Here is an 11,337-nt window from a genome sequence, read left to right as displayed (position 1 = left end):
GGGCCGCCCATCGAGGGCGGCCCCGTTTCACGTGAAACATCGAGTGCGTCAGGCGGTCTTGGCCTCGACGAACTCGGAGAGGTCGCGCAGGATGGCGGCCTTCGGCTTCGCACCGACGATGGTCTTGGCGACCTCGCCGCCCTGGTAGACGTTCAGCGTCGGGATGGACATGACGCCGTACTTGGCGGCGGTGGCCGGGTTCTCGTCGATGTTGAGCTTGACGATCTCGATCTGGTCGCCGTACTCGGCGGCGATGGCTTCGAGGGACGGCGCGATCTGGCGGCACGGTCCGCACCAGGCGGCCCAGAAGTCCACCAGTACGGGCTTGTCGCTCCTGAGGACCTCCTCGTCGAAGTCAGCGTCGGTCACGTTCTTGAGGGTGCCGGCCACAGCGGCCTCCTTCTTCTTTCCTGCGGGGTGTGGGGTGGGGCGGAATGGGAGTCAGACCGGTCAGACCGCTGCGTGGACCTTCTCGGCGTCCGCGAGCGCGGCGAGGAAGCGCTCGGCGTCGAGGGCGGCGGAGCATCCGGTGCCCGCAGCGGTGATGGCCTGACGGTAGGTGTGGTCCACGACGTCGCCGGCGCCGAACACGCCGGTGGCGCTGGTCCGGGTGGAGGGGGCGTCGACCTTGAGGTAGCCCTCCTCGTCGAGGTCGAGCTGGCCCTTGAAGAGCTCGGTGCGCGGGTCGTGTCCGACGGCGATGAAGAGGCCGGTCACCGGCAGCTGGGAGGTCTCACCGGTCTTGGTGTTGCGCAGGGTGAGGCCGGAGAGCTTCTGATCGCCGTGGATCTCGGCGACCTCGCTGTCCCAGGCAAACCTGATCTTCGGGTCGGCGAAGGCGCGGTCCTGCATGGCCTTGGAGGCACGCAGGCTGTCGCGACGGTGGACGATCGTGACGGACTTGGCGAAGCGCGAGAGGAAGGTGGCCTCCTCGATCGCGGTGTCGCCGCCACCGACCACGGCGATGTCGTGGTCCTTGAAGAAGAACCCGTCGCAGGTGGCGCACCAGGAGACACCGCGGCCGGAGAGGGCGTCCTCGTTGGGCAGGCCGAGCTTGCGGTGCTGCGAGCCGGTGGTGACGATGACGGCCTTGGCGCGGTGCACGGTGCCGGCGGTGTCGGTGACGGTCTTGATCTCACCGCTGAGGTCCACGGCCACGACGTCGTCCGAGATCAGCTCGGCGCCGAAGCGCTCGGCCTGAGCCCGCATGTTGTCCATGAGGTCGGGGCCCATGATGCCGTCCTGGAAGCCCGGGAAGTTCTCCACCTCGGTGGTGTTCATCAGGGCGCCGCCCGCGGTGACGGCTCCTTCGAAGACCAGCGGCTTGAGCGAAGCGCGTGCGGTGTACAGGGCGGCGGTGTAACCGGCCGGCCCGGAGCCGATGATGATCACGTTTCGGACGTCGCTCACGGGTTTCTTCCTCGTCTCTGCGGACTGCGTACTGCCTACCGGGGGCCGGTGCGGACTCTCACCCCACCCAACGGATCCTACGGCGCATGCATTCCCCGCCCGTCCCACCACGGCCCTGAACGCCTCGGCTACCGCGCGTAGGTGTGCGTCAGAAGGACCTTTCCGGGGTCTGCCGAACTCGTCTGCTCACAAGCCGCGTCGACGAGATAGGCGTCCACGCGGGCGGAGTCGGCAGGGTGCTGCAGGACAAGGAGGTAGACCGGGGTGCCCTCGTAGGTGCCGCGTTCGGCGGCGAGCGGTGCGTCGGGCCGGCCGGTGGCCTGCCGGACACAGGCGGGGACGGACGTGGTTCCCCGCTTGTCCCCGGGGGCGGGGGCGGTGTTCTCCAGTCCGAGGGTCTTGTTCTGCTCCTCGGGAACGTTCTTGGCGCCCTGGCCACCCGCGATGAGCTGACCGACGCTGTCCTGGAGTCCCTGAGCGGTGTACGTGTCCTCACCCGAGGCAGCGGCGGACGGCCGCGTGGCGGAGTCTGAGGCCTGCCCACTGGTGGCGGTTTCATGGGTGGGCGTGCCCGAGAAGTCGCCGAACAGGAAGATGCCCAGGGCGCAGGCCGCGGCTCCGGCCAGACCGGTGAGGACGGCGATCCTGCGGCGCGCGCGGCGCCGCCCGGGTCCGGTTGGGCCGGTCGGGTGACCGGCGGGCGATGTTCCACGTGAAACATCGCGGTCCGGTGTGCGGGGTCGGTCGGCCGGTACGTCCTGGACCCGCGGCTGGGTGGCGTCGAGCAGGGCCTCCGCGGCGAGGGCCGCATCGATGCGTCCGGCGATGTCCGCGGGCATCCGGGCCGGTCCCGGGAGGGTTCCGAGGAGGGAGCGGATCTCCTCCAGGGAGGCGCGGACATCGGCGCACAGGGTGCAGTCGCCGAGATGGCGCCCGATTTCGGCGGTACGGGTCGGGGAGAGGAGACCTTCGGTGAGGTCGGAGATCTCCGAGACGTCCGGGTGCCGGATCGCGCCGGTCGTGCCGGACATGCCAGTGGGCGGGGTCACGGTCGTCCACCTCCGCCCTTCACAGCGTCTGGATCTGGATGCCTGGGTTCTGCCGCTGGTGGGACGGGTGGGCCCGGCGTTCGGTTCCTTCCCCGCTCGGTGGCGGTGTTATCCCCGGCATTCGCGCGCAGATGAGTGAGGAGCGGCACGAGTTTCGCCCGGCCGCGTGCGCACCGGCTCTTGACGGTGCCGGTGGGCACGTCGAGGAGCCGGGCCGCCTCGGCGACGGGGTATCCCTGCATGTCGACCAGGACCAGCGCGGCCCGCTGGTCGGCCGGGAGGGTGCTCAGAGCGGCCAGGAGCTGGCGATGGAGGTCCTGTCGCTCCGCCGGTGCCTCCGCGGACTCATGGGGCTCCAGAAGGCGCTCCAGACGGTCCGTGTCGTCGAGGGGCGCGGTCCGGCGAGAGGCGGCCTTGCGGGCGCGGTCCAGGCAGGCGTTGACCGTGATGCGGTGCAGCCAGGTGGTGACGGCGGATTCCCCACGGAAGGTGTGGGCGGCCCGGTAGGCGGAGACCAGAGCGTCCTGCACGGCGTCCGCGGCCTCCTCGCGATCCCCGAGGGTCCGCAGCGCCACGGCCCACAGCCGGTCGCGGTGCCGCCGCACTATCTCACCGAAGGCCTCGGGATCACCGGCCACGTGCTGCGCCAGGAGTTCCTGGTCGCTGCGGCCTTCCGTCGTTCCTTCTCGCATCACACCCCTGCTTCCTCCCCGGATGGAGCCTAGGCCGTGTCGTCGAAGTAGCCGCGGGCCAGGGGGCACCTCGCGGCGGTGGCTGGGGGAGGGACGTGGACGACACGACGGAGGGGCGTCGGCCGGGCGCGTGAAGCATCACGGGCCCGGCCACCGAGCCGGCCGGGAGCGGCCCCCGGCGGGTCGCTCACGGCCGGCTAGCCGAGCACCTTGATCTCACTGATTCCGCCTCGGTAACCGCCGTCGTTGTCGTTGGGCAGTTCGGTGATGTGGACCAGCACATAGCGGGTGAACGCCGGATCCTGGAGCGAGATCCGGAGGTTCTTGCCGGCGTGCTCAGGCTTGCTGATCTGCTCGCTGAAGTCCGCCAGCGAATCGGGGTGGGAGGCCGACTGCGGCGCCGCGCGGACCTCGATCTCCTGGCCGGCCGCGTGCAGGTCGATGTCGAGCGCGGAGACGTTCTGGACCTTGCCGAGGTCGATGATGATCCCGCTGCCGTCCTTGCGTTCATCCAGGTTGCCGAACTTGGGGAAGCCCTTGTACTGGGGGGTGACCCAGGCGGTGCCCGGATCACCGTCCACGGTCTTGGCGACGTCCTTCGGCTTGGTCGCCTCACTGTGCGGGGAGAACTCGGAGGCGTCCTTGATCTCCAGCTGCTTGCCGGGTTCGGGCTGCTTCGGGTTGTCGTCGGTACCCGTTTTGGTGTTGTTACTGGTACCGCTGTTGCCCTTCTGGCCGCTGTGGTCCAGGAGGGTGTCGGCCAGCTGCCAGCTGCCCAGGCCGAGGGCGGCGATGAGCAGGGCGGCGACGCCCCACTTGAGCGCCCGGCCGGTACGGCTCTGCAGCGGGGGCGGCGGGGGCGCGACGGGCCGGCTCTGCACGGTGTTCACGCCGGGAGGCGTAGGACGACCGTAGTTCCCCTGCTGGTAGGTCGTGTGCTGGTACTCCGGCGGGGCGGTGAAGGCGGGCTCCGGCGGCCGGATGCGGGGCATCGCGGCCACGGCCTTGGCCAGCTCGTCAGGGGTGGTGCAGGCGGGGTCCTGACGGGATGCGGTGGCCCCGTCGTTGGCGAGTGCGCGCATGGCGAGTTCGCCCAGGCCCCGGTGGACACCGGCCCGTACCTGGTCGGGGGCGATCAAGCCGACCCCCTTGGGCAGGCCGGTGAGGCCGTACGCGTCGCTCTCGTACGGCCAGCGCTGGGTGAGGGCGGCGTACAGGAGGGCGCCGATGGCCTCGGTGTCGGCCCGCTGCGGGGTCTCGCTGCTGATGCCGCGCAGGGCGGCGTTCACGGCGAGGCCGCGGATGCGGTACTGGCCCGTGGAGGTGCGCAGTATCGCGCTGGGCGTCAGACGCAGGTGGGCGAGACCCTCACGGTGCGCGGCGGCCATCGCCTGGGAGACCTGGCTGACGAGCTGATAGGCCTCGTGGGCCTCCAGGGGGCCGACGGCGAGGAGGGCGGTGAGTTCGGTGGCGTCGGGCAGCCACTCGTGCACGACGTAGACGAGGTCGTTCTCCTCCACGGCGTCCAGGACCTGGACGAACCGCGGGTCGCCGAGCAGGGCGGAGGACCGCGCGGCGGCCAGCACGGAGCGAGCGCGCGGGTGGTCGGCAGGCATCAGGTGCACACCGACGGCCCGGCGCAGCTTCTCGTCCATCGCGCGCCAACTGCTGAATCCGTCCACACGGGTGACGCACTCTTCCAGCCGATAGCGTCTGGCGAGCTTGTGTCCGCTGTGCAGTTCGGGTGCGGCCGCAGGGGCCGCGTTGGTGCGTTCGCCGTCCTTGTCGGGCATGGGTCCGTCCGCGGCTCGTCCGTTCTGGGTGTCCACCCCGTCGGACGTGGCCTGTGCCGCCTGAGCGGTCAGCGGCTCATTGCCGCTGTTGTCGGCCACGTCGACGGCAGCCGTGCTACGTTCCGCCACCGTCGTTCCCGCCTCCCCATCCGTTGCGCGCTGTAGGCCAGTCTGCGAAGCCATGCCAATTGTGCCCACAGTCCGACGCTATGCACGACACACGAAAGGGGGCGACGGTTGTGCGCATCAGCGCCCCAAACGGCCGCGGACCATTCCGACCATCGCGTTGAGCTCTTCGATCCGCATCCGCTTGGCGGCGATGAGGAACACCGCGGCCAGGGCGATCCCGCCGGCGACAAGGGCTGCGGCGGAGCCGGTGACTCCGCTGCCCAGCCACTGGGTGACCCCGTATGCGGCCGCGCCGGCCACGGCCGCGGCGGGGACGCAGGCGCCGGTGAGACGGGCGTAGGTGCGCATCACGTGCGCCCCGTCGAGGTCACCACCGAGCCGGGTGCGCAGGCGGCGCCAGGCGACGCCGACGCCGACCGCGTAGCCGAGGCCGTAGGCCGCGGCCATGCCGACCACCGCCCACCGGGCGGGGAGCACGAAGAAGGAGAGCCCGGAGACGGCCGCGTTGACGGCGGCGACGATCACGGTGTTGTAGAAGGGCGTGCGGGTGTCCTCGTAGGCGTAGAAGCCGCGCAGGACCACGTACTGGATGGAGTACGGGATCAGGCCGAGGCCGAACGCCATCAGGATGTAGCCGATGTTCTGGGCGCCCGAGCCCGAGCCGGCGTAGAGCAGGGTGGCCATCGGGACACCGAGGGCGAGGAAGGCGAAGGCGCAGGGCACGATCGCGACGGCCGAGGTGCGCAGCCCGTAGGAGATGTCGTCGCGCACCGCGGCGGCGTCGCCGTCGTGCGCGGAGCGGGAGATGCGGGGCAGGACGGCCGTCATGACGGAGACGGTGATGATGGCCTGCGGCATCTGCCACAGCAGCAGCGCGTAGTTGTAGGCGGTGATGCCGGTACCGGAGTGGCCCTGCTTCTCGGCGACGGACCCGGCCCAGGTGGCGAGCTGGGTGACGACCACGAGGCCGACCTGGTTGGCGAGGACGAAGAAGAACGTCCACTTGGCCAGGCGGGCGGCCTTGCCGAGGCCGTGGCCCCGCCAGTCGAAGCGCAGACGCGGCTTGAAGCCCGCGTCGCGCAGGTACGGCAGCATCGCGAGGGCCTGGACGGTGAGGCCGAGCAGGGTGCCCAGGCCCAGCAGGCGCACACCCTCGGCGGTGACGGTGGTGGCGTTGACGCCGGAGGTGGTGAAGCCGCCGAAGGCCCAGATGAAGGCGCCGAAGGTGGCGATGACCACGATGTTGTTGAGGACCGGGGTCCACATCATCGCGCCGAAGCGGCCACGGGCGTTGAGGATCTGACCCAGGACCACGTGGATGCCCATGAAGAACATGGTGGGCAGGCAGTAGCGGGCGAAGGCGACCGCGACGTCCATCTGCTGGGGGTCGGAGGCGATCTTCGGCGACATCATCGTGATGAACACCGGTGCGGCCAGGACGCAGATGGTGGTGATGCCCGCCAACAGCACCACGACGAGGGTGAGCAGCCGGTTGGCGTACGCCTGCCCGCCGTCGCTGTCGTTCTTCATGGCCCGGACCAGCTGCGGGATGAAGACGGCGTTCAGGGCGCCACCACCGACCAGCACGTAGATCATCGTGGGCAGGGTGTTGGCGATCTGGTACGTGTCGTTGAAGGTGCCGACACCGATGGCACCGGCGATGACCAGGGTCCGCAGGAAGCCGGTGAGGCGGGAGACGATGGTTCCCGCGGCCATCACCGCGCTGGACTTCAGCAGGCTGGAGGCCCGTCCGGCGGGCTTGCTCGGCGCCGGTGCGGCGACGGGCGCCTCCTCGACGGGGGTGCGGGGCGCCGCCTCCTGGTCCCGGTACAGGTGCGCGAAGGCGTCGGGTGCGGGCTGCTCGTCCGAGGCATTGGTGACGAGGGAGTCCACGCCGACGAACTGGGTGGTGGTGGCGTGGTCGCCGTACGGCAGGTGGCGCGACGGGCCGTCCGGCTCGGGCGGCGGGGTCTGGGCCCAGACGTGCGGGTCGGGAGCGTACGAGGGCGCGGTCGGCGCGGCGTAGAGCGGGCCGGGCTCCTGGTAGGTGCCGGGCGGCGGCGGCGGGTGCGAGGCCCGGTCGTAGAGCACCTCGGCGACGGGATCCTGGGCCGACAGGTCCTGGGACCGGTACGGGTCGTGGTCGTAGGCGTCCTGGACATACGGGTCACGCTCCGGCGCGGGCGCAGGCGCGGGAACCTGCCCGGGCACCGGGGTGCCGGGGGCAGTGCCCTGGGAGGGCGCAGGCCCACCAGTGCCCTGCGCGCGGTCACCGTCGTACGGCGCGTTCATCGAAACCCCACCTCATCGTCCCCAGGCCGACCGGCCACGGCGTCAATCAACGGTCCACTGTCTCACTCGTGCCGGACCCCTCGGTGCTTTGCGCTCCGGTGTCCGGGGACTCGTCACTCGGCTGCGTGCTCTCCTCGGCGGCCGCGCGTGCTGCGACGCGTTTGCGACTGGCGTACATCTTGATGCCTGCCAGGACCAGGAGGAGCACACCGCCGGCGATGACGAGCATCACGGTGGGCGTGATCTCGGTGGCCTCGACGGTGAACTTGCGTTCCTTGCCGTAGGGGACGCCGTCCTTGGTGAACAGCTGCGCCGTGACCTCGACGGGGCCGCTCGCCGTGGCGTTGGCGGTGAACTTGACCGTCTGGGTGTGGTCGCCCTGGACGGTGACCTGCTGCTCGGCCTGGCCCTTGTCGCCGAACATCAAGCGGGTCGGGTTGGCGGACTTGACCCGCAGGACGAGGTCGTGGACGTCCTGGACCAGGCTGTTCTGGACGCTGACCGGGATGGTGGCGCTGTGTCCGGACAGGGTGGTGTCGGACTTGGGGATGACCTTGACCTTCTCGGTGAGACCGATCAGGTAGTCCTGCACCTGGTCCCGGTAGAGGCGGGCCTCGTCGGGGCGTCCGCGCCAGGAGGTGGACATCTCCCGGTTGGTGGTGTTGCCGAAGGGGATCTCCACGCGGTCGGGCGCGGCGAGGATCACCTTGAAGCGGTCGAGGGTGTTCTGCGTGGTGCGGATCTTCTCGAAGGCCGACACCGGCAGCTCCTGCTTCCGCAGGGCCTCGGGGTACTGGCCGGCGCCCGGCACCTGGGTGGTGGCTCCGGGGTCGGGCTTGGCTGAAGCGGCGGCCTCAAGGTCCGCCGGCTGGGTCCAGCGGCCGGTCTGGAGGCCGCGTACGGCTGCGGCCATCGACTGGACCTGGCTGACGCTGGGCGTCCGCTGCGGGGCGACGACGAAGCTGCGCGGTTCGTCGGTCCCCTGCAGGTTCAGGGCGAGGCTGTGGGCGAGGAACCGCTGCACGGCGAGCGTGGAGGTGCCGGCGTTCAGCATGTCGCCCTCGAAAGCGGTGGACAGGTCGGCGTCGGCGACGACGGCGGTGGTGCCGGCGCCGATGGGCCGGGCGGCCGAGGGCGTGTAGCCGAGGGCGCCGCTCTCCACGAGGCTGTCACTGCGGGTGAGGACGTTGTGGGCGCCGGCCGAGGTGGCGACGTTGACGATCGAGGGATCGATGGCGCCGTCCACGGGCCAGGAGAAGTCGGTGGACGCGGGGACGTGCAGGACCGTCTCGACGGCCTGCTTCGCCTTGTCGGTGGCGGGGCGCAGCTGGCCGAGGGTGCCCGAGACGTCCTTGCCGTGGTGGGCGAGGGAGGCGAGGTCGGGGTCGGCGAACGGCAGGGCGACGACCTTCTTGCCCTGGACGGCCGCCTCCAGGGAGCTCAGCCACTGTTCGGCGACGGCCTTGCTCTTGCCCTGGACGGCCTTGCCGCCCGGGCTGCGGACCCGGTAGCCCTTGGTCATCGCATCGACGGTGTAGAGCAGGTCGGGGTCGATGACCCAGGTGATCGGCAGGTCCTTGCCCAGGGTGACCATCTGCTCCAGGCGCCCGCCCGCCCTGAGCTCGTCGGCGAGGGAGTCGTCGAGGAAGACGGGGGTCTGGAGCTCGTCGGAGCCGGTCTCCGCCGTCACGCGGGTGGTGGAGATCAGCGGCCAGGCGTAGGTGAGCTGGGAGCGCTTGGCGGCGGCCTCCGGCTGCCAGGGCAGGAAGGTCCGCCTGATGCCCATCACCTGCTCGGACGGCCGGCTGTCGGTCACCCCGGACAGGGAGACGCCGACCTGGTAGACGCCGTCCTTGTCCAGCTCCAGCTTGTTCACCGGGATGGTGAGCGTGAACTCCTGGCTGACCTTCGACGGCAGGGAGTCGATCTTCACCGCGTAGGCCGGGTCGATCTCGCCCGGGTCGGCGCCGGCCCGGAAGCCGGTGCGCTCCGCCGCCTCGTCGATGGACGAGCGGTCCGGGAGCGCGGGCCCGACCCGCAGACCGACATGTGCGTCGGTGATCTTCTCGGGACCGGTGTTGAGCACGGTGCCCTTGATGGTCAGGGTGTCGCCCTTGACCGGTGCCGCAGGGGCCATGGAGGTCAGCTGGACGTCCACGGCCGAGGCCTGAGCGGCCTCGGCCCGGGGGGCGGGAGAGTAGATCAGGGCAGCCAGCACGGGCGTCCCGGCGAGCAGGACGATCGCCCGCCGCAGCCACCTACGCCGGGCAGGAGCGGGGGACGCCCCCTGGTTGTCTGCCGCCTCGGCCACGCGCTAGCCCGTCCCTCGAAGTGTCAGTGGTCGTCTTTTGTGCGTCCACGCATGGTAACGAGGCCCGCTGTGTGCGAGTGCCGCGCCTTGCTCCACATGATCGGCTCAGGGGCCCGGCGACCGCGTACCGGGGTGGCCGCAAAACGGGGCGGACGCCGGGGGGCCGGGCACGTACCCTTTTCAGTTGTGCCGAACGCCAACGAAGACAACCCCAGTGCCCTGAGTCAGGTGCAGCGCCGCGCGGTCAGTGAACTGCTGCGGGTCGCTCCTGTCGCCGACGAGCTCGGCCGCCGTTTCCAGGAGGCGGGCTTCCGCCTCGCCCTGGTCGGTGGGTCCGTCCGCGACGCGCTGCTGGGGCGTCTCGGCAACGATCTCGACTTCACCACCGATGCCCGCCCCGAGGACGTTCTGAAGATCGTCCGGCCGTGGGCGGACTCGGTGTGGGACGTCGGTATCGCCTTCGGCACCGTCGGGGCGCAGAAGAGCGCCCGCGCCGGGGACGCCGTACGGAATTTCCAGATCGAGGTGACGACGTACCGCTCGGAGGCCTACGACCGTACGTCGCGCAAGCCCGAGGTCTCCTACGGCGACTCGATCGACGAGGACCTGGTCCGGCGTGACTTCACGGTCAACGCCATGGCCCTGGCCCTGCCCGAGCAGGAGTTCATCGACCCGCACGGCGGTCTTGAGGACCTGGCCGCCGGTGTGCTGCGCACGCCCGGAACCCCGGAGGAATCCTTCTCCGACGACCCCCTGCGCATGCTGCGGGCGGCGCGGTTCGCCGCACAGCTGGACTTCGAGGTTGCCCCCGAGGTCGTCTCGGCCATGAAGGCGATGTCCGAGCGGATCGAGATCGTTTCCGCGGAGCGGGTGCAGGCTGAGCTGAACAAGCTGATCCTGTCCCCCCACCCGCGCAAGGGACTGGGACTGCTGGTGGACGCGGGGCTGGCCGACCGGGTGCTCCCCGAGCTGCCCGCGCTGCGGCTGGAGAGTGATGAGCACCACCGGCACAAGGACGTCTACGACCACTCGCTGATCGTGCTGGAGCAGGCGATCGCCCTGGAGGAGGACGGCCCCGACCTGGTCCTGCGCCTCGCGGCGCTGCTGCACGACATCGGCAAGCCCCGCACCCGCCGGTTCGAGAGCGATGGCCGGGTCTCCTTCCACCACCACGAGGTGGTGGGCGCGAAGATGACCAAGAAGCGGCTCACCGCTCTGAAGTACTCCAACGACATGATCAAGGACGTGTCCCGGCTGGTGGAGCTGCACCTGCGCTTCCACGGCTACGGCGACGGGGAGTGGACCGACTCGGCGGTCCGGCGCTATGTCCGTGACGCCGGTCCGCTGCTGGAGCGTCTGCACAAGCTGACCCGGTCCGACTGCACCACGCGCAACAAGCGCAAGGCCAATGCTCTCTCCCGGACCTACGACGGGCTGGAGGAGCGCATCGCGCAGCTGCAGGAGCAGGAGGAGCTGGACGCGATCCGGCCCGATCTGGACGGCAACGAGATCATGCAGGTGCTCGACGTGGGCCCCGGTCCGGTGATCGGGAAGGCCTACGCCTTCCTGCTGGAGCTGCGGCTGGAGAACGGCCCGATGGGCCGTGACGCCGCTGTCGCCGCGCTGAAGGAGTGGTGGGCCGCGCAGGCCTGACGTACGAA

At 70.5% G+C, this 11,337-nt stretch carries 8 protein-coding genes; 1 reads left to right on the top strand and 7 read right to left on the bottom strand.

The annotated features are described in order from the left end of the window. Positions 1 to 48: 48 nt before the first annotated feature. From trxA to ACWGIU_RS16030, 7 genes are all read right to left on the bottom strand, one after another. The gene (trxA, locus tag ACWGIU_RS16060) at positions 49 to 390 is read right to left on the bottom strand and encodes a thioredoxin (protein WP_453706238.1); all 342 of its coding nucleotides are present in this window, start codon (positions 388 to 390) and stop codon (positions 49 to 51) included. Positions 391 to 450: 60 nt separating this feature from the next. Further along, positions 451 to 1,410: a thioredoxin-disulfide reductase gene (gene trxB / locus ACWGIU_RS16055; protein WP_453706236.1), complete on the bottom strand. Its 960-nt coding sequence runs from the start codon at positions 1,408 to 1,410 to the stop codon at positions 451 to 453. Positions 1,411 to 1,538: 128 nt separating this feature from the next. After that, entirely contained in the window at positions 1,539 to 2,441 is a 903-nt protein-coding gene (locus ACWGIU_RS16050) for an anti-sigma factor family protein (RefSeq protein WP_453706240.1), read from the bottom strand. A 14-nt stretch (positions 2,442 to 2,455) separates the two neighbouring features. Continuing rightward, positions 2,456 to 3,151: an RNA polymerase sigma factor SigM gene (sigM, locus tag ACWGIU_RS16045; RefSeq protein WP_453706234.1), complete on the bottom strand. Its 696-nt coding sequence runs from the start codon at positions 3,149 to 3,151 to the stop codon at positions 2,456 to 2,458. A 197-nt stretch (positions 3,152 to 3,348) separates the two neighbouring features. Next, positions 3,349 to 5,073: a protein kinase family protein gene (locus ACWGIU_RS16040; protein WP_453706232.1), complete on the bottom strand. Its 1,725-nt coding sequence runs from the start codon at positions 5,071 to 5,073 to the stop codon at positions 3,349 to 3,351. 117 nt (positions 5,074 to 5,190) lie between these two features. Next, positions 5,191 to 7,365: a murein biosynthesis integral membrane protein MurJ gene (gene murJ / locus ACWGIU_RS16035; RefSeq protein WP_453706230.1), complete on the bottom strand. Its 2,175-nt coding sequence runs from the start codon at positions 7,363 to 7,365 to the stop codon at positions 5,191 to 5,193. Positions 7,366 to 7,411: 46 nt separating this feature from the next. Continuing rightward, positions 7,412 to 9,676: a DUF6049 family protein gene (locus ACWGIU_RS16030; RefSeq protein WP_453706228.1), complete on the bottom strand. Its 2,265-nt coding sequence runs from the start codon at positions 9,674 to 9,676 to the stop codon at positions 7,412 to 7,414. A 186-nt stretch (positions 9,677 to 9,862) separates the two neighbouring features. On the opposite strand from ACWGIU_RS16030, the gene ACWGIU_RS16025 reads away from it, so the two are divergent. Next, positions 9,863 to 11,329, top strand: a complete 1,467-nt coding sequence (locus ACWGIU_RS16025; RefSeq protein WP_453706226.1) for a CCA tRNA nucleotidyltransferase — start codon at positions 9,863 to 9,865, stop codon at positions 11,327 to 11,329. Positions 11,330 to 11,337: the final 8 nt, after the last annotated feature.

This window comes from Streptomyces sp. NPDC054840, assembly GCF_053611065.1.
This window is presented reverse-complemented; position numbering and strand designations above follow the sequence as displayed.